At 67.3% G+C, this 19185-nt stretch carries 14 protein-coding genes; 10 read left to right on the plus strand and 4 right to left on the minus strand.

What is annotated here, in order from left to right; all coding sequences use genetic code 11:
- The first annotated feature begins 73 nt into the window (after positions 1-73).
- The 6 genes from sdhC to ACQR50_RS15665 all read left to right on the plus strand — a co-directional run bounded on the left by sdhC (position 74) and on the right by ACQR50_RS15665 (position 6985).
- On the plus strand, positions 74-418 hold the full coding sequence (gene sdhC, locus ACQR50_RS15640; protein WP_236696974.1) for a succinate dehydrogenase, cytochrome b556 subunit: 345 nt from the start codon (positions 74-76) through the stop codon (positions 416-418).
- Positions 418-801: a succinate dehydrogenase, hydrophobic membrane anchor protein gene (gene sdhD / locus ACQR50_RS15645; RefSeq protein WP_428969014.1), complete on the plus strand. Its 384-nt coding sequence runs from the start codon at positions 418-420 to the stop codon at positions 799-801. Before sdhC ends, sdhD begins: the two co-directional genes overlap by 1 nt.
- Positions 801-2609, plus strand: coding sequence for a succinate dehydrogenase flavoprotein subunit (sdhA, locus tag ACQR50_RS15650; protein ID WP_428969015.1), 1809 nt, complete (start codon positions 801-803; stop codon positions 2607-2609). The genes sdhD and sdhA overlap by 1 nt, the downstream gene beginning before the upstream one ends.
- Before the next feature lie 439 nt (positions 2610-3048).
- A complete protein-coding gene (otsB, locus tag ACQR50_RS15655) occupies positions 3049-3795 on the plus strand; it encodes a trehalose-phosphatase (RefSeq protein ID WP_428969016.1) in 747 nt (248 codons plus the stop codon).
- An 11-nt stretch (positions 3796-3806) separates the two neighbouring features.
- Positions 3807-5573: a glycoside hydrolase family 15 protein gene (locus ACQR50_RS15660; RefSeq protein ID WP_428969017.1), complete on the plus strand. Its 1767-nt coding sequence runs from the start codon at positions 3807-3809 to the stop codon at positions 5571-5573.
- Positions 5570-6985, plus strand: coding sequence for an alpha,alpha-trehalose-phosphate synthase (UDP-forming) (locus ACQR50_RS15665; RefSeq protein WP_428969018.1), 1416 nt, complete (start codon positions 5570-5572; stop codon positions 6983-6985). Before ACQR50_RS15660 ends, ACQR50_RS15665 begins: the two co-directional genes overlap by 4 nt.
- Before the next feature lie 55 nt (positions 6986-7040).
- On the opposite strand, the gene ACQR50_RS15670 is transcribed toward ACQR50_RS15665, so the two are convergent.
- Entirely contained in the window at positions 7041-8168 is a 1128-nt protein-coding gene (locus ACQR50_RS15670; protein ID WP_428969019.1) for a mechanosensitive ion channel family protein, read from the minus strand.
- A 108-nt stretch (positions 8169-8276) separates the two neighbouring features.
- On the minus strand, positions 8277-8960 hold the full coding sequence (locus tag ACQR50_RS15675; RefSeq protein WP_428969020.1) for a hypothetical protein: 684 nt from the start codon (positions 8958-8960) through the stop codon (positions 8277-8279).
- Positions 8961-9087: 127 nt separating this feature from the next.
- Here ACQR50_RS15675 and ACQR50_RS15680 point away from each other — a divergent pair, with 127 nt between their 5' ends.
- From ACQR50_RS15680 to ACQR50_RS15695, 4 genes are all read left to right on the plus strand, one after another.
- Complete coding sequence (locus ACQR50_RS15680; RefSeq protein WP_058718341.1) at positions 9088-9756, plus strand: response regulator; 669 nt, start codon at positions 9088-9090, stop codon at positions 9754-9756.
- Positions 9753-11111 (plus strand): ATP-binding protein, encoded by a 1359-nt coding sequence (locus ACQR50_RS15685; protein ID WP_428969021.1) that lies wholly within the window; start codon positions 9753-9755, stop codon positions 11109-11111. The genes ACQR50_RS15680 and ACQR50_RS15685 overlap by 4 nt, the downstream gene beginning before the upstream one ends.
- A 13-nt stretch (positions 11112-11124) precedes the next feature.
- Positions 11125-12678: an alpha,alpha-trehalase TreF gene (gene treF, locus ACQR50_RS15690; RefSeq protein ID WP_428969022.1), complete on the plus strand. Its 1554-nt coding sequence runs from the start codon at positions 11125-11127 to the stop codon at positions 12676-12678.
- A gap of 183 nt (positions 12679-12861) precedes the next feature.
- Positions 12862-14145 carry an Hsp70 family protein gene (locus tag ACQR50_RS15695; protein WP_428969023.1) on the plus strand — a complete coding sequence of 428 codons (1284 nt, stop codon included), beginning with the start codon at positions 12862-12864 and terminating at the stop codon, positions 14143-14145.
- A 125-nt stretch (positions 14146-14270) separates the two neighbouring features.
- Here the strand turns inward: ACQR50_RS15695 and ACQR50_RS15700 are convergent, their stop codons facing one another.
- Both ACQR50_RS15700 and ACQR50_RS15705 read right to left on the minus strand, forming a co-directional pair.
- A complete protein-coding gene (locus ACQR50_RS15700; RefSeq protein WP_428969024.1) occupies positions 14271-16658 on the minus strand; it encodes a TonB-dependent receptor in 2388 nt (795 codons plus the stop codon).
- Positions 16659-16864: 206 nt separating this feature from the next.
- Positions 16865-19123: an NADP-dependent malic enzyme gene (locus ACQR50_RS15705; protein WP_056433537.1), complete on the minus strand. Its 2259-nt coding sequence runs from the start codon at positions 19121-19123 to the stop codon at positions 16865-16867.
- Between the last annotated feature and the right edge of the window lie 62 nt (positions 19124-19185).

Consider the following 19185-nt stretch of genomic DNA (forward strand, 5'->3'; position numbering starts at 1 on the left):
TCTGCCCTTGGCCGCCCGCAACACCGCACGCCCGCTCTCCCCGCACCTCCAGATCTGGAAATGGGGTCCCAACATGCTGGTCTCCATCCTGCATCGTGCCACCGGCACGGGCATGGCGACCGTGGGCGCGGCGCTTCTCGTCTGGTTCCTGGCGGCGGTCGCCGCGGGTCCCGAAAGCTATGCGACGTTCCGCGACGTCTTCACCGTCCAGTCGGGCGGGCTGAACATCATCGGCTATGTGGTCGGCATCGGCCTGACCGCCTGCCTGTTCCAGCACATGGCCAACGGCATCCGCCACCTGTTCATGGACGTGGGCGCGGGCTTCGAGCTGAAGTCGAACAAGCTGCAGGCGCAGGCCACCATGATCTTCGCGGTCGTGATGACGGTGGCCTTCTGGCTCTATCTGGGGATCAAGTGATGCGTTCGGGAACCGCAATCGGCCGCGTGCGCGGCCTGGGCTCGGCCAAGTCGGGCACCCATCATTGGCTCAACCAGCGCCTGACGGCGGGGTCGAACTTCCTGCTGGTCGTGTGGCTGCTGATCTCGATCCTGCGCCAGCCCTTGTTCGATTACGCCGCGATGCATCTGTGGCTGTCCAATCCCTGGGCGGCCATTCCGATGGCGATGCTGGTCGCGTCGATCTTCTATCACATGCGCCTGGGCCTTCAGGTCGTGATCGAGGATTATGAGCAGGACCAGAACCGGGTCGCGCTGCTCGTCGTCATGAACCTGTTCGTCTTCACGATCGCCGCCATCGCCATCTTCTCGATCCTCAAGATCGCCTTTGGAGCCGCTGCATAATGTCTGCTGCCGCCTACAAGATCATCGACCATACCTATGACGCCGTCGTCGTGGGTGCGGGCGGCTCGGGCCTGCGCGCGACCATGGGTATCGCTGAAGCGGGTCTGAAGACCGCCTGCATCACCAAGGTGTTCCCGACGCGCAGCCATACCGTCGCTGCACAGGGCGGCATTGCCGCGTCGCTCGGCAATATGGGTCCGGACCACTGGACCTGGCACATGTACGACACCGTCAAGGGGTCGGACTGGCTGGGCGACCAGGACGCGATCGAATATCTGTGCCGCGAGGCGCCCGCCGCCGTGTACGAGCTGGAGCATGCGGGCGTGCCGTTCAGCCGTACCGAAGAGGGCAAGATCTACCAGCGCCCCTTCGGCGGCATGATGCAGAATATGGGCGAAGGCCCGCCTGCGCAGCGCACCTGCGCCGCCGCCGACCGTACCGGCCACGCTATGCTGCACGCGCTGTACCAGCAGTCGCTGAAGTATGACGCGGACTTCTTCATCGAATATTTCGCGCTCGACCTGATCATGGACGATCAGGGCAATTGCCGCGGCGTGATCGCGCTGTGCATGGAAGACGGCTCGATCCACCGTTTCCGCGCGCACAATGTCGTGCTGGCGACCGGCGGCTATGGGCGCTGCTATTTCTCGGCCACCTCGGCGCACACCTGCACGGGCGACGGCGGCGGCATGGTGCTGCGTGCGGGCCTGCCGCTCCAGGACATGGAGTTCGTGCAGTTCCACCCGACCGGCATCTACGGCGCGGGCGTCCTCATCACCGAGGGTGCGCGCGGTGAAGGCGGCTACCTGACCAACTCCGAGGGCGAGCGCTTCATGGAGCGTTACGCGCCGTCGGCTAAGGACCTCGCCAGCCGCGACGTCGTGTCGCGCTCGATGGCGATGGAAATCCGCGAAGGGCGCGGCGTCGGCAAGGAGGGGGATCATATCTACCTCCATCTCGACCATATCGACCCGAAGGTGCTGGCCGAGCGCCTGCCCGGCATCACCGAGACCGGCAAGATCTTCGCCGGTGTCGACCTGACCCGCCAGCCGCTGCCCGTCACGCCGACCGTCCACTATAATATGGGCGGTATTCCGACCAACTATCACGGCGAAGTCGTCCGTTTGAAGGACGGCAACCCGGACTCGGTCGTCCCCGGCCTGTTCGCGGTCGGCGAAGCGGCCTGCGTGTCGGTGCACGGCGCGAACCGCCTGGGCTCCAACTCGCTGATCGACCTCGTCGTGTTCGGCCGTGCGACCGGCCTGCGCATCAAGGACACGCTGAAGCCCGGCACGCCGCATGCGCCGCTGCCCGCCGGTTCGGAAGAGCTGGCGCTGGGTCGCCTGGACCACTTCCGCAACGCCGCCGGTGGCTCGACCACCGCCTCGGTGCGCAGCGAGATGCAGAAGACGATGCAGCGCCACTGCGCCGTGTTCCGCACCGACGAGCTGCTGACCGAAGGCCGCCAGATGATCCGCGCCACCTATGACCGGATGAAGGACATCGGCATCAAGGATCGCTCGCTGATCTGGAACACCGATCTGGTCGAGACGCTGGAGCTGGACAATCTGATCAGCCAGGCCGTCGTGACGATGGAATCGGCGCTGAACCGCAAGGAAAGCCGCGGTGCGCATGTGAACGAGGACTTCCCCGATCGCGACGACGCCAACTGGATGAAGCACACCGTCGCGACCTTCGACGGCTGGGGCGGCCAGGGCGGCGGGGTCGAGATCGACTATCGCCCGGTGCATGATTACACGCTGACCGACGATATCGAGTATATCAAGCCGAAGAAGCGGGTTTACTAAGGCCTGTATCCAAGGTTCGAAAAAGAGGGGCTGGCGAGCGATCGCTGGCCCTTTTTTTCTTCTTACTCCCACCCGCCGGCGAGTTTCAGGTCGGTCATGCCCCCGGCAGGACCTGAACGATGCGGGGCATCGTTTACCTGAAACTGGGTTAGGGGAGGGAAAGCCCCAAGCGACGTCGCCCGCGGAGAGGGCCCTCCCCCCATCCCCCTCCCGCCTGCGGGAGGGGGTGCGCCAAGCGCCGAGCGCCGGGATCAATCCGCACCGGCAGCCCTTTTTCTCCCCTCCCGCAGGCGGGAGGGGCTGGGGGAGGGAAAGCCACAAGCGATACAGCCCATGGAGAGGGTCTTCCCCCAAACTGTAATCATTTCGGCAGCGCAGCGGAACGTGAGCGGCGGGGATGGGTTCACTCGGCATGTCCGCATCCGCTATGCTTTCGCCCATGCTGGCCGACCTTGCCCCGCCCCCGCCCCGCCTGTCCGCCACCGACAGTTTGTTCCTCGACTTCGACGGCACGCTGGTCGACCTCGCCGACAACCCGGAAGGGGTGCATGTCAGCCGGGACCTTGCCGACCGGCTGGATGCGCTGGCCGCACACATGCCGGGCCGCCTGGCCATCGTCAGCGGCCGTTCGATCGCGCAGTTGGATGCACTGTTCGGCCCCCAAGCCGAGCATTTCACCCTCGCAGGGAGTCACGGCGCCGAACGCCGCTCGCCGGAGGACGGCCATGTCCAGCCCGACAAGCCCGACCATCTCGCCACCGCGACCGACGAAATGCGCGCCGTGGCCGAGGCCAACGACCTGTATTTCGAAACCAAGAGCTTCGGTGCGGGCCTCCATTATCGCCGCCATCCGCAAGCCGAACCACTCGCCGTCCGCGAAGCCACCGCCATCGCCGAGCGTCACGGCCTGACCCTGCAACCCGGCAAGATGATGGTCGAGATCCGTCTGCCCGGCGACAAGGGCCGGGCCATCGAGACGCTGATGCAGGCTCCCGCGATGCAGGGCACGGTCCCGATCTTCTTCGGCGACGACGTGACCGACGAGGACGGCTTCGTCGCCGCCGCCGCGCTGGGCGGCGCGGGCGTGCTGGTCGGCCCGATGCGTGAGACCGCCGCCCGTTACCGCCTGCCCGATGTCGCCGCCGTCCATATATGGCTCGCCCAAGCGCTGGAGAATGCCAAGTAATGCAACAGGACATGAACCTCTGGCCGATCGGCAATTGCCAGGTTTCCGCGCTGGTCGATTCGGCAGGCCGCTTCGTCTGGGGCTGTGTACCGCGCGTCGATGGCGACCCGGCCTTTTGCGCCCTGCTCGGCGATGGCGAGCCGGAGACGGGCTATTGGGCGATCGACCTGGAGGACCGGGTCTCGACCACGCAAGGCTATCTGCGCAACACGCCGATCCTGGTTACCACCCATATGGACGACCGGGGCAACGGCATCGAGATCACCGATTTCTGCCCGCGCTTCTCGCGTGAGGGCCGCGTCTATCGCCCGACCAGCTATGTGCGGATCGTCCGCCCCATCGGCTCCCCCCGCATCCGTATCGCACTGCGTGTCGCAACCGATTGGGGTACGCCCACCGAACGGACCCAGGGGTCCAACCATATCCGCTATCTGATGACGCAGCAGACGCTGCGCCTGACCACCGACGCGCCGGTCGGCCATATCGCCGCCGAACAATGGTTCCGCCTCGAACGCCCGATCCACATGTTCCTCGGCCCGGACGAAAGCTTTGCGGGCGTGCTCAGCGAGGCGAGCCGCGCCATGCTGGAGCGGACCACGCATGAATGGCATCACTGGGTGCGCGGCCTCGCCACCCCCGTCGAGTGGCAGGCGGTGGTCATCCGCGCCGCGATCACGCTGAAGCTGTGCCAGCATGAGGAAACCGGCGCGATCGTCGCCGCGCTGACCACCTCGCTGCCCGAACATGCCGATTCGGGGCGCAACTGGGACTATCGCTACTGCTGGATTCGCGACGCCTATTATACGGTGCAGGCGCTCAACCGGCTCGGCGCGCTCGACGTGCTGGAAGGGTATCTGGAGTATCTCCGCAACATCGTCGATGCGGCACGCGGCGGGCATATCCAGCCGCTCTACGGCGTCGGTGGCGAGGCGACCCTGGTCGAGCGGATCGAGACCAAGCTGCCCGGCTATCGCGCGATGGGACCGGTGCGCGTCGGCAATCAGGCCTATGAGCAGATCCAGCACGATGCGTACGGCCAGATCGTGCTGTCCGACGTGCAGGCGTTCTTCGACACCCGCCTGTTCCGCATGTCGGGCGTCGAGGACTTCCACTCGCTGGAGCGCGTCGGCGAACGGGCCTGGGCCAAATACGATCAGCCGGACGCGGGGCTGTGGGAACTGCGCACCAAGAGCCACGTCCATACCTATTCCGCCGCCATGTGCTGGGCGGCGTGCGACCGGCTGGCCAATGCCGCGCAGGCGCTGGGCCTGGAGGAACGCCGCGCCTTCTGGCAGGAGCGTGCCGACCTGATGCGCGAGACGATCGAGCAATCGGCGTGGCGCGAGGAAACGCAGCGCATGTCGGCGACCTTCGGCGGCGACGATCTGGACGCCAGCATCATCCAGCTGCTCGACCTGCGCTTCCTGTCGCCCGACGATCCCCGCTTCCGCTCGACGCTGGAGGCGGTCGAAAAGGGCCTGCGCCGGGGCAGCCACATGCTGCGCTATGCGACCGAGGATGACTTCGGCCTGCCGCATACCGCCTTCAATGTATGCACTTTTTGGCTCATCGAGGCGTTGTATGTCACCGGGCGTCATGAGGACGCCCGCGCGCTGTTCGAGGAGATGGTGGCGCGCTGCACCCCCGCCGGGCTTCTGTCCGAGGATATCGACCCGAATACGGGCGAGCTGTGGGGGAATTACCCGCAAACCTATTCGCTGGTCGGCCTGATCAACTGCGCCGTCCTGCTGAGTAAACCATGGAGTGCCGTGCGATGAGTCGCCTGATCGTCATCTCGAACCGGGTCCAGCCGCCCACCACCGGGCCGGGCGGAAATCAGGGCGGGCTGGCGGTCGCACTCCTCGCCGCCTTGCGCGAACAGGGCGGTATCTGGTTCGGCTGGTCGGGGGAGACCACCGACCAGTTCAGCGGCCATATCAACTTCCAGCAGGGTGGCGGCGTGACGACCGGCACCATCGACCTGGAAGAACAGGATATCGACGAATATTATAACGGCTATGCCAACCGGACGCTGTGGCCGCTCTTCCACTATCGGATCGACCTGACCGAGTTCGAGCGCGACTTCGATTCCGGCTATGCGCGCGTCAACGATCGCTTCGCGGAAACGGTGCAGCCGCTGATCGAGCCCGACGATCTGGTCTGGGTGCATGACTATCATCTGATCCCGCTGGGCCGCGACCTGCGCAAGCGGGGGTTCAAGAACCGGATGGGCTTCTTCCTCCACATCCCGTGGCCGCCGGTGCGGCTGCTGATGTCGCTGCCCAGCCATCGCAAGCTGGTCGAGTCGCTGTTCGCCTATGACGTGGTCGGCTTCCACACCGAGGACTGGCTGGACAGCTTCCGCGACTATGTGACCAAGGAGTTGGGCGGGACGCTCGGCGAGAATGGCGAGGTGACGTGGAACGGCCGCACCATCTGCGCCATCCGTGCGCCGATCGGCATCGAGACCAAGGAGTTCGAGGAAGCCGCCAACGGCCATGACGCCCGCTTCGCGCGCGAACGCATGTATATGTCGGCCACGGGCCGCAGCCTGATCGTCGGCGTCGACCGGCTCGACTATTCCAAGGGGCTGGCAGAGCGTTTCCTGGGTTACGAGCGCTTCCTGGCGCAGAATCCCGAGCGACGGGCACTGGTCTATATGCTCCAGATCGCACCGCCCAGCCGCGAGAAGGTGAACACCTATCAGGAGATCCGCGCCAATCTCGATGCGCTGTCGGGGCGGATCAACGGCGAATATGCCGATATCGACTGGGTGCCGATCCGCTACGTCAACAAGGGCTTTCCCCGGCCGGTGCTGGCGGGCATCTATCGCGCGGCCCGCATCGGGCTGGTCACGCCCTTGCGCGACGGGATGAACCTGGTCGCCAAGGAATATGTCGCGGCGCAGGACCCGGAAGACCCCGGCGTGCTGATCCTGTCGCGCTTCGCCGGGGCCGCCGAGCAGTTGAAGGACGCGGTCCTGATCAATCCGTACAGCGCCGAGGAAATGTCCGATGCGATCGTCCAGGCGCTGGCCATGCCGCGCGCCGAGCGTATCCGGCGCTGGGAAAGCCTGATCGACAATGTCCGGCGCGAGGATGTGTTCTGGTGGTGCGAGCTGTTCCTGGCCGCGCTGCGCGGGGATGGGGTGAAGGCAGAGGCCAAGGCGATCGAAGAGGCGGCATCCTAAAAACTCCCCCCCTTAAGGGGGGGTGGCGCGCATAGCGCGTCGGAGGGGTGTCCCGCTATCGAGAGGGTGACACCCCTCCGTCAGGGCTTCGCCCTGCCACCTCCCCTTGCAGGGGAGGAATTTGCGGATGATGCTCCAGCCGCCGCCGGGGCAAGGCCTCCGGCATCTCGCGCCGGATATAGTCCAGCAGCCCCTCCCGGATCTCACAGCGCAGATCGAACGCGGTCGAGGCATCGCGCGCCGTCATCAGCCCGCGCACCTCGATCGAATCGGGCTTCACGTCGGTCACCTGCATGTTGAAGAAACGCCGGTCCCAGCGCGTGCTCGCCTCGACCAGTTCGCCCATCTTCTCGCGCAGGCGCGGGATGTCCGCCGCCGGATCGAGATACCAGAAGACCGAACCCAGCAACTGGCTGGTCTCGCGCGTCCAGTTCTGAAAGCTGTTCTCCAGGAACTTGGCGACCGGCACGACCAGCCGCCGCTCGTCCCAGATGCGGACCACGACGAAGGTCAGGTGGATCTGCTCGATCCGCCCCCATTCATTGTCGATGATGACCACGTCGTCGAGGCGGATCGGCTCGGTAAAGGCCATCTGCACGCCCGCGATCAGGTTCTTGAGCGCGGGCTGCGCGGCGGCACCGACGACCAACCCCGCGATACCTGCCGACGCCATCAGCGTGACGCCGATGGTACGGATGCCCGGCACGCTGAGCAGCATCAGACAGACGGTCAGGAACACGATCAGAAAAATGCCGATCCGCCCCAATATCTGCGCCCGCGTCCGCTTTCGCCGGGCGCGGAGATTGTCCTCGACGCTGATATCGGCGCGCAGATAAACGACGCCCTGAAGCGCGCGCAGCGCGGATACCGCCAGCCAGCCGAGCAGGGCGGGCACACAGAAACCCAAAGCCTGCCGCCAGATTTCGCGCCCGTCGCTCGACATCGGAACGAGGCGCATCGCGAAGCTGACCGCGATGGCGATCGCGACCCAGCGCAGCGGCTGGCGGATATGGGCGAGGACCAGATCGTCGCTCTGGCTGGCCGTCCGCCGCGCGGCGTGCCCGGCGATCCGCATGGCGACGCTGTGCACCAGCACGGCGACCAGGATCGCGACCGCAATGATCGTCAGATTTTGAAGCCACAGCCATTCGGCCGGTATGTCGAGCGATCGAAGCCAGCGCATGGGAGGCTAAAGGGTCAGCGGGGGGAAGGTTCCTTTGAATGCGGGATTCTAGCCCCAAACAAAAACGCCCCCCGACCGAAGCCGGAGGGCGTCTTCGTCATGTCCGGATCACCGCGCCGGGCGAACCGCACCGGTGGGTGCCGGAGCCCCGGCGGGCGGCGGGGGCGGCGGAACCGGCGCACCCTGCGGTGCCGCACCGTTCACCGGCGCAGGCGGAGGCGGCGGGGGCACCGCACCCGGTGCGCAACCACCCGGCGGGGGCGGCGGCGGGGCGCCCGGACCACCCGGGGCACCGGGTCCGCCCGGACCGCCGGGGGGCGGCGGAGGCGGCGGCGGGCCGTCACCACGCGGGCCACCGGGGCCGCCATCGGGGCCACGCGGACCGCCCGGCGGGGGCGGAGGCGGGCCGACCGGAGTGACCGTCCCCTGCGGGCTCACCAGATACTGGGCGTGCATGATGCCGTCGTCATAGCGGCCCTGCACCATCACATTGCTGCCGACCGCGGGCATCGCGTCGCGGTTGCTGGCGACCATCGCCCGGCCGGTGCCGTCCTGGACCACGAAACGGTCGCCGAAGACTTCGGCCACGCGCCCCTTGGCGGTGACGACGCCGCTGGTCGAGGCCAGCTTGGCGATGGGCGTCTGGACGGTCGGCGCCATGGTGACATTCGGCCGGGTCATCGAGACGGCGGCGGCGCCACCGCCCGCACCCAGTGCGATCAGGACCGCAGCGGCGGCGGCCAGCGGCGCCTTGCCCTGCAGACGGGGGGTCGGAATATGGAAACGAGACATTGTCGATCTCCTTGGTTGATGGAGATGCTTTTAGGTGATTCGCCCCGATGCCCGCTGAACCGCGCGGTTCAGATTGGGTTTAGGCTATGCGACGATAGCGGGGCGACAAGGGGATAACGGACACGTCATGCGGATTCTGCTGGTCGAGGATGATCCCGCACTGGGCCCCGCCATCGCGCGCGCCTTGCGCGCCGAGCAATGCGCGGTCGATCTGTTCGACCGGGGCGTCGATGCGGGCCATGCGGGCGATACCGAAATCTACGACGCCGCCGTGCTCGACCTGGGCCTGCCCGATGGCGACGGCATGACCCTGTTGCGTCAATGGCGCGAGGCGGGGCGCGCCCTGCCCGTGCTGATCCTCACCGCACGCGATGGCTGGTCGGACAAGGTGGCCGGGTTCAAGGCGGGCGCGGACGATTATCTGACCAAGCCTTTTCGCGTCGAGGAACTGGTCATGCGCCTGCGCGCGCTGGTCCGCCGTGCGGCGGGCCATGCCCAGCCGCGCCTGACCTGCGGGCCCCTCTCCTTCGACAGCCAGACCGGGCAGTTCGAGCTGGACGGCCTGCCGCTGAAGCTGACCGCGTTCGAATGGCGCGTCCTGTCCGCGCTGATGCTGCGCAAGGAGGCGGTCATCCCCCGGCTGGAACTGCTCGAGCGCGTCTATGAAGGCGATGCGGATGTCGATTCCAACAGCCTGGAGGTGATCGTCGGCCGCCTGCGCAAGAAGATCGGCGCCGATTTGATCGAGACCGTGCGGGGCATGGGCTATCGCCTGACCGCCGGAGAGGCCGCATGAGACTTCCCCGGTCGATTCACGGCCGGATGATCCTGATCTCGGGGGCGGCGATCCTGGCGGCGTTGCTGCTCGCGGGCTGGGGGCTGGCGAGCGCGCTGGAGGGGATCGTCACGCGCGGGCTCGACCAGCGGCTCGATTCCGAGATCGCCGTCCTCGCGTCCGCCGTCGACAGACAGGGTAAGGTGGACCGGGAGCGCATCGACCAGCGGCGCGGTTTGCTGGAGCCCGAACCCGGCTGGCGCTGGCGGATCGCGGGACCGGACGGGGTCATCGGATCGGGCGACTTTCCGCCGCTCGCCGCGCCGCATCCGCCGGGGCCTGTCGAGGGCGGCCCGCCCCCTGCCCCTCCGCCCGGCGGTCCCACACTCGTCGAGCCGCCCCGCCCGGCCGAGGGTCGCACCGAGCAAGGCATCCGCGTCCATGCCCGACAGGTCACCATCCCCTCGACACGCGGGGCCGTGACGATCACCGCCGCCGCCCCGCGCGCGGTCGTGGCGCGGCCGATCCGTGCCGCGCTGGTGCCGCTGCTCGCGATGCTGGCGGGGCTGGGCGTGCTGCTCGCCGCCGCCAGCCTGATCCAGTTGCGGCTCGGCCTGCGCCCGCTGCGGCGGCTGCGCGAGGAGGTGGCCGCCATCCGGACCGGCGAGCGCACCCGGGTCGATGAGGACCAGCCCGTCGAGCTCCAGCCGCTCGCCGCCGAACTGAATGCGCTGACCGCCGACAGCGAACGCGCGCTGGCGGCCGCCCGGGCCTCGGCGGCCAATCTGGCGCATGCGCTCAAGACGCCGGTGGCGACGCTGGCGCTCGATCTGGCGGACGATCCGCCCCGCGCAGCGCAGGTCGCGCGGATCGATGACACCATCCGCCACCACCTCGCGCGCGCCCGGGTGCAGCTGGGCACCAGCCGTGCCGCGACAGCACTGCGCCCGGCGATGGACGACCTTGCCGATGCGATCGCACGCATCCATGCCGAACGGGGCGTGCGCATCACCACCGACATCGCCGACGATCTGTCGGTCACGATGGACGCGCAGGATCTGGACGAGGTGGCGGGCAATCTGGTCGACAATGCCGCCCGCCATGCCCGCAGCCGGGTGACCATCGCGGTGGTCGCGGAAGGGCGGCTTATCCGGCTGAGCGTGACCGATGACGGCCCCGGCATCCCGGAGGCCGACCGGCTCCGCGCGACACAGGCGGGGGCGCGGCTCGACGAGCGCGGCGACGGGCATGGCTTCGGCTTGGCGATCGCGCGCGAACTGGCCGAACTGCATGGCGGTCGGCTAGTCCTGGACGAAGCACCGGGCGGCGGCCTGTCGGCCAACGTCCTGCTGCCCCGCGCCGCGCGAACCGAATAGACAGGAGAGGATGATGATCGCCAACCGCTTGCGCCCGCTGGTCCTGCTGCCCGCGCTGGCCCTGCTGCTCCAGGCGCAGAACGCGCCGCCCTCCCCCGCCGATATCTACGGCCCGCTCTTCGGCGCGGTGCAGGAGGCGCAGGTCTTTCCCGACGGCAAGACCTTTGCCGACGCGGTGCCGCGCGAGGACCCGCAAGCGATCATGGCCGCCTATGCCCGCGAAAAGCCGGTCGGCAAGGAGGCGCTGGCCACCTTCGTCCGCCGCTATTTCTCGGTACGCGGCGATACCCAGACCAAGCCCCCCTTGCGCGAGCGCATCCGCCAGCTCTGGCCGATCCTGGGCCGCGCGCCTTTCACGCCCGTGGCGGGATCGTCGGCGCTGGGGCTCGACCATGGCTATGTCGTGCCCGGCGACCGGTTCCAGGAGATTTATTACTGGGACAGCTATTTCACGATGCTGGGCCTGAAGGCGGACGGCCAGGCCCCGCTGATCGAGGCGATGTTGGCCGATTTCGTCGATCTGGTCGAGCGTTACGGCCATGTCCCCAACGGCACGCGGACCTATTATCTCAGCCGGTCTCAGCCGCCTTTCCTCGCGCTGATAATGGACCTGTCGGACAATCGCGATCCGGTACTGGCGAAGCGGCGGCTGGCGGCACTGGTGCGCGAGCATGATTACTGGATGGCGGGGACGAGCTGCCTCGATGCCTCGGGGGCCTGCGCCCATGTCGTGCGGATGCCCGATGGCAGCCTGCTCAACCGCTATTGGGATGCGCGCGAAAGCCCTCGCGACGAAAGCTGGCGCGAGGACCGCGAAACCGCCGCCAAGGCTGCGCCGCGTGCCGCTGGCGTCGTCCAGCGCGACCTGCGGGCGGCGGCGGAATCGGGCTGGGACTTCAGCTCGCGCTGGCTGACCGATCCGATGCGGCTGGAGACGATCCACACCACCGATATCGTGCCGGTCGATCTCAACAGCCTGTTGTGGATGGCCGAAACCCGCATCGCCGCCCGCGCGACGGCGGCGGGGGATGCGGCGACCGCGCGGCGCTTCACCGATATGGCGGCGCGGCGCAAGGCGGCGATCGACCGCTATCTCTGGGTGGCGGGCGAAAAGCGCTATGCCGACTGGGACCGGGTGGCCAAGCGGCCCACGCCTGCGAAGACCGCCGCATCGCTCTTCCCGCTATTCGCCGGGTTGGCCAGCCCGGACCAGGCGCGTGCGGTCGCCGCCACCACCCGTGCCACGCTGATCGGCGAAGGCGGCCTGCGCACCACGGGCCTGCGCACCGGCCAGCAATGGGATGCGCCCAATGGCTGGGCGCCGCTGCAATGGATCGCGGTCGAGGGGCTGGGGCGGTACGGCGATCAGGCGCTCGCCAAGGACATCGCCCGCCGCTGGATCGCCACCGTCGCGCGCACCTATGCCGAGACGGGCAAACTGCTGGAAAAATACGACGTCGAGGAGCGCAAGCCCGGCGGCGGCGGAGAATATCCGACGCAGGACGGCTTTGGCTGGACCAACGGCGTGACGGCGGCGATGCTGGAGCGGTGGCCGGATTTGGGCTGAAACGACCGATGACCTTCTGCTCCCCCTCCCGCCTGCGGGAGGGGGTCGGGGGGAGGGCCGGGAACCTCGCAGAGACCGTAGCCTGTGGCTTTGCCCTCCCCCAGCCCCTCCCGCTTGCGGGAGGGGAGCAAGAAGGCAAGAAACCCCCTGCTCTCAGCGCCCGCATCGTGTAGCGGACGCCGCATGACCGACACCCCGCACGCCATCCTCGGTATCGACTTCGGCACCACCAACTCGGTGATCGCCCGCGCCGAGGGCGGCGACTCGCATCTCGTCCCGCTCAAGGCGCCGAAGGGCGAAGACCCCGTCTTCCGCTCGGCGCTGTGTTTCTGGGAGGATGACGGGATCGAGGTCGAGGCGGGGCCATGGGCCATCGCCGAATATCTCGACTTTCCGGGCGGCAGCCGGTTCATCCAGTCGTTCAAGTCGGTCGCCGCCTCGCCCGTCTTCGAGCACGCGACCGTGTTCGACAAACGCTATCGCTTCGAGGAACTGGGCCGCGCCTTTCTGGACCGGATGGCGGCGCGCAGCGGCGGCACGCTCGACGGCAAGGCGGCACGGATCGTCGTCGGGCGGCCGGTCGAATATGCCGGGCACCGGCCCGACGAGGCCTTGGCCCGCCAGCGTTACGACGCGATGTTCGCGCGGCTGGGGGTGGAAATCCATTATGTCTATGAACCGTTGGGCGCGGCGTTCAGCTATACCTCGCGGATCACCGAGCCTGCCACCGTGCTGGTCGCCGATTTCGGCGGCGGCACCAGCGACTTTTCGGTCGTGCGCATCGCCGCCCCCGGCGCGGATCGGCGGTGCGAGCCGCTGGGCCATGCCGGTGTCGGGATCGCGGGCGATCGGTTCGACCAAAGGCTGATCGATCATCTCGTCCTGCCGCTGCTGGGCGCGGGCGGAAGATATCGCTCGTTCGACAAGGTCCTGGAAATCCCGCGCGGCTATTTCGCCGATTTCGGCGACTGGTCGCGGCTGGCGCTGATGCGCAATCGCAAGACGCTGGCGGAACTGGAAAAGCTGCGCCGCGCCGCGCTCGACCCCGACGCCATCGGGCGAATGATCGCGATCATCGAGGAGGAGCAGGGATACCGCCTCTACGATGCGGTCGGGCGGGTGAAGCGCGACCTGTCGGCGGCGGAGGACGCGCGGTTCCGTTTCGAGGGCGGCGGGCTGTCGATCCAGGCGGATGTGGCCCGCAAGGATTTCGAAAGCTGGATCGCGCCCGACCTCGCGCGGATCGAGCAGGCGGTCGACCGGGCGCTGGTGGCGGCTGCGACCGAGGCGGGCGCGATCGACCGGGTGTTCCTGACCGGCGGCACCTCGCTGATGCCCGCGATCCGGCGGATGTTCGAGGTGCGGTTCGGCGGCGAAAGGATCGCGACCGGGGGCGAACTCACATCGATCGCGCATGGCCTGGCGCTGATCGGAGAGCAGGCGGATATCAGGGCCTGGGCTGTCTGAAAGCCCCTCCTCCCGGCAGGGGGGAGGGGTTGGGGAGGGCACGGCCACAAGCGACGGTCTCGGTGAGACTCCTTGCCCTCCCCCATCCCCTCCCGTTTACGGGAGGGGAGCGTCATACGGACGGGTTAGAACCCCTTCTTCAACGTCACGAACCACTGGCGCGGCGCGCCCGCGAGCAGCGTCTGGTTGTCGCCGCTGGCCGTGAAGCCGTTGGTGCCGATGGTCGAGATGTAGCGCTTGTCGGTCAGGTTGGTCACGCTGCCCTCGATCGCGAAACCGCCCCATTCCTTCGGGAACCGATAACCGATGCTCGCGTCGACCAGCACGCGGCCCGCGACCGACTGGTCGTTCAGATAGGTGAAGTAGCGCTTCGACATATAGTCCGCGCCGACCCGGCCGAAGAACCGGCTGTCGTCATAAACCAGCTCGCCCTTGACCATGTTCTGCGGCGTGTCGACGACGTAGCGCCCCTTTTCGGCGAGCAGGTTGCCCGAGCCGTCGCGCACCGTCTGCTGATAGGTGGCATGGTTGTAGGAATAGCTGGCCAGCGCCGAGAAGGCCGAGGTCAGGCGGTAAAAGGCCGAAACCTCCGCGCCATAGCTTTCCACGCCGCCGACATTGTTCAGCGTCGGCGGAATGCCCTGGATCGCGGTGCCGACCGAATAGGTCAGCAGGCGGTCGGAAAAGTCGATATAATAACCGACCGCCGACAGCTGCAGCCCGCCGGTGCGATAACGCAGGCCGCCCTCGGCCGTCTTGGACTTTTCGGGGCGCACGGTGCCCGCGACCGAATTGAACGCCGCCTGGCTGATCGAGAAGGGCGCAGCCGTCGCCGCCGCGATGAAGGCGCGCATATTCTCGGTATAGCTGGCGAAGACTTCGGCCTGGTTGCCCAGGTGCAGCACCGCGCCGACCTGCGGCAGGAACCAGTCCTCGCTCTTGATCCGGCCGCGTGCCAGCGTGCCGGCCAGCGTGTTCGCCTGGTTGCGGACCCGCATCCCCTTCCAGCCGCCGTTGAGGGTCAGCTGGCCGATGTCGAGCGTGTCGCCGACCGAATATTGCAGCGTCTCGGTGTCGTACTTGCCGTTCCAGACGGTCGCCATCGGATTGCGCTGGAAATCCAGCGCGCTGCGGTTCGGCGTCGCGGTGTCGGTCATGCCATAGAGGCGACGCGCCTGGTGCAGCGTGTTGCTCTCATACCAGCCGGTCAGTTCCAGCTTGTTGGCGCCGGTGGTCAGCGCCAGCTTGGCGATCGTGCCCGCGCGGTCGAGGCTGTATTCGGTCGTGCGGAACGACAGCGGCGCGGGGTTGGTGATCGGCGTGCCATCGGCGTTGGGCGCGCCCGCTACCGTCGGGCTATAGGGCGTGATCCACGACCCCTGGCCCTTGTTATGGTGGTAATAGCTGGTCGAGGTCAGCGACAGCGCCTCGGTCAGCTTGGCCGCGAAGGTCACGCCGCCCAGATAGTCGCGGCGCAGCCCCGCCGCATCATAATAGCCGTCGTCCAGCGTGATGCCGGTCGGCAGGCCGATGCCGATCCCGGCATAGGGCGCGGAAAAGCCGGTCAGCGACCCGTTATTGGCACGCGCATAGGCCGCGGCCGCCGCGCCGTTGGTCGCCTGCTTGGCATAGAGGATCGCGAGCGGATAATCGTTGGTGATGTTGTCGTTATAATAGCCGCGACGCTTGATGATATCGAGGCTCAGGTCCTGATAGTCGTTCTCGCGACGATCCGAGAAGTTGAAGAAGCCGGTGATCGATCCCCGGTCGCCGAAGTCCTTCACGATCTTGGCATTGGCCTGATGCTGGCGCTGGCTGCCGAAACCCTTCCACTTGTCGGTGGTCAGGTAGGAATAGCTCAGATAGCCCTTCAGGCCGCCGCCCAGGTCGCCGCTGTCGGCGCGGACAAAGGCGCGGATCGTGTCGTTGCTGCCATAGGTGCCCGAGGCGGCGAGCGCGGCGGTGTCGGACGGCGTGCGGCTGGTGAACTGGATGGTGCCGCCCAGATTGCTCGTCGAGGCGGTGCCGAGCGCGCCCGCGCCCTGCGCTACGCTGGTCGAGCCGATATTCTCGGAGATGATCGCGCGGCTGATGTGCAGGCCGTTGGTCGGACCATAGCTCATGTCGCCCAGCGGCACGCCGTCGAGCGTGAAGCCCAGCTGGTTCTGGTTGAACCCGCGAAGCGAGATGCGGGTCGACCATTCATAGGCCCCGAACGGGTCGGCCGCCTGGAAATTGACGCCCGGCAGCTTCGAGATCGCCTTGAGCGGCGACGTGCCCGGGGTCAGCCGGTCGAGATCGGCGGCGGTGATCGTCTGCACCTGGCGGCTCTGGCCGAAGCCGAGCACGACGACATCGGCCGGGACATTGGCCTGTTCGCCCTCGGGCGTGGGATCGGCCGCGACCGGGTCGGTGGTCGTGCCGGTGACGGCGGCTTGTACGGGCAGCGTCTGCGCCGACGCACCCGATGCGATCAGCGCCAGCGGCGCGACACCGATCAGAAACTTTACCATCTACTCTGGCCCCCAAATGGCTCGTTAACCCAATGGAGCGGGCGCATGGGGCCGGTGCGTGACACGCGCACGACAGCGTAATGACCGGAATGTGACGGGGTGGAGTTGTGGTTTTGGCGACACGATCTTCCCCGGCACGGGGAGGAATGAAAAAGGGGCCGGGCAACGTCTGCTGCCCAGCCCCCTTTCCTACCGTCCAACGAAGATCAGCGCGCGATGCCGCCCGCGGCCAGCACCGCCAGCGTGACCAGATCGCCCGCCGTCGAAGTCATCGGCGCGATCTGCACCGGCTTTTCCATGCCGATCAGCATCGGGCCGATCATGCTGTCGCCGCCCAGTTCGCGGAGCAGCTTGGCCGAGATATTGGCGGACTGGAGCCCCGGCATGATGAGAACGTTCGCCGGACCCGACAGGCGCGAGAAGGGGAAGTTCGCCATCTGCTTGGGGTTCAGCGCGACGTCGGGCGACATGTCGCCTTCATATTCGAACCCGACCTGCCGCTTGTCGAGCGCGAGCACGCCGTCGCGGACATTGTCGATCCACTGGCCTTCGGGATTGCCGAAGGTCGAATAGGACAGGAACGCCACGCGCGGCTCATGCCCCATGCGACGGGCGACGGCGGCGGTGCGCTCGGCGATGTCGGCCAGTTCCTCGCCCGAGGGACGCTCGTTGACCGTGGTGTCGGCGATGAAGACGGTGTGGCTCTGCCCGACGAGCAGGTGGATGCCGAACGGCACCTTGCCGTCGACCGGATCGATGACCCGGCGGATCTCGCGGAAGCTCTGCGCATAGGTGCGGGTGATGCCGGTGATCATCGCATCGGCCTGGCCCAGCTGGAGCATGACCGAGCCGAAGATGTTGCGATCCTGGTTGATCATCCGCTCGGCATCGCGGCGCAGATAGCCGCGACGCTGGAGACGCTGGTACAGGAAGTCGACCATCTGCGGCACCATCTCCGAGGTGCGGCTGTTATGGACTTCATATTCCTGCGGGTTGGTGACGCCCAGCGCCGCCAAGCGGTCGTACACGTCGTCGCGACCGACCAGCACGGGGGTACCGTAGCCGCCCTCCTTGAAGGCGATGGCGGCGCGCAGCACCACTTCCTCTTCGCCCTCGGCGAACAGCACGCGCTTCGGATGCGCCTTGGCGCCCTCATAGGCCAGGGTCAGGACCGAGGTGGTCGGGTTGAGGCGCGCCCGCAGCTTCTGGCGATAGGCGTCCATGTCGAGGATCGGCCGCGTCGCCACGCCCGAATCCATCGCCGCCTTGGCCACCGCCGAGGGGACCAGTTCCATCAGGCGCGGATCGAACGGCGCCGGGATGATATATTCCGGGCCGAAGCTGTGCTGCGTGCCATAGGCCAGCGCCACTTCCTCCGGCACGCGCTGCCGCGCCAGTTCGGCGATCGCGTTGGCGGCGGCGATCTTCATCTCGTCATTGATGCCGGTCGCGCGCACGTCGAGCGCGCCGCGGAAGATGAAGGGGAAGCCGATGACGTTATTGACCTGGTTCGGATAGTCCGAACGGCCGGTCGCGACGATCGCGTCGGGGCGCGCGGCCTTTGCCAGCTCGGGGCGGATTTCCGGCTCCGGATTGGCCATCGCAAAGATGATCGGCGACGGTGCCATGTCCTTGACCATCTCGGGCTTCAGCGCACCCGCCGCCGACAGGCCCAGGAACACGTCCGCGCCGTGCAGCGCCTCGGTCAGGGTACGGCGATCGGTGGCGGCGGCATGCGCCGACTGCCACTGGTTGACGTCGTCGCGGCCCTGATAGATCACGCCGGTCCGGTCGCACATGATGACATTGTCGTGGCGCACGCCCATCGCCTTCATCAGCTCGGTACAGGCGATCGCCGCCGCGCCCGCGCCGTTGACGACGACCTTGATCTCGTCCAGCCGCCGCTTGGTCAGCAGGCAGGCGTTGATGAGGCCCGCCGCGCAGATGATCGCGGTGCCGTGCTGGTCGTCATGGAAGACCGGGATGTTCATCCGCTCGCGCAGGGTCTGCTCGATGATGAAGCATTCCGGCGCCTTGATGTCTTCCAGGTTGATGCCGCCGAAGCTCGGCTCCATCAGCTCGATCGCGTCGATGATCCGGTCGACATCCTCGGTCTTCAGTTCGATATCGATCGAGTCGACATCGGCGAAGCGCTTGAAGAGGACGGCCTTGCCCTCCATCACCGGCTTGGACGCCAGCGCGCCCAGATTGCCGAGGCCCAGGATCGCGGTGCCGTTGGAGATGACCGCGACCAGATTGCCCTTGGCCGTATAGTCGTAAGCCGTGGCGGGGTCTTCGGCGATGGCCAGCACCGGCACCGCGACCCCGGGCGAATAGGCCAGCGCCAGGTCGCGCTGCGTCGCCATCGGCTTGGACGCGATGATCTCGATCTTGCCGGGGCGTCCCTCGGAATGGAACAGCAGGGCCTCGCGCTCGGAGAACTGGTCGGTAGGTTCGTCGGACATGCGCGCGGCCTTCGATGCTGTGGATACAAGGACGCTACGGCTCTTGAAGCTTTCGGGCGTGG

Source organism: Sphingomonas sp. Xoc002 (assembly GCF_050408055.1).
GTDB classification, from domain to species: domain Bacteria; phylum Pseudomonadota; class Alphaproteobacteria; order Sphingomonadales; family Sphingomonadaceae; genus Sphingomonas; species Sphingomonas yabuuchiae.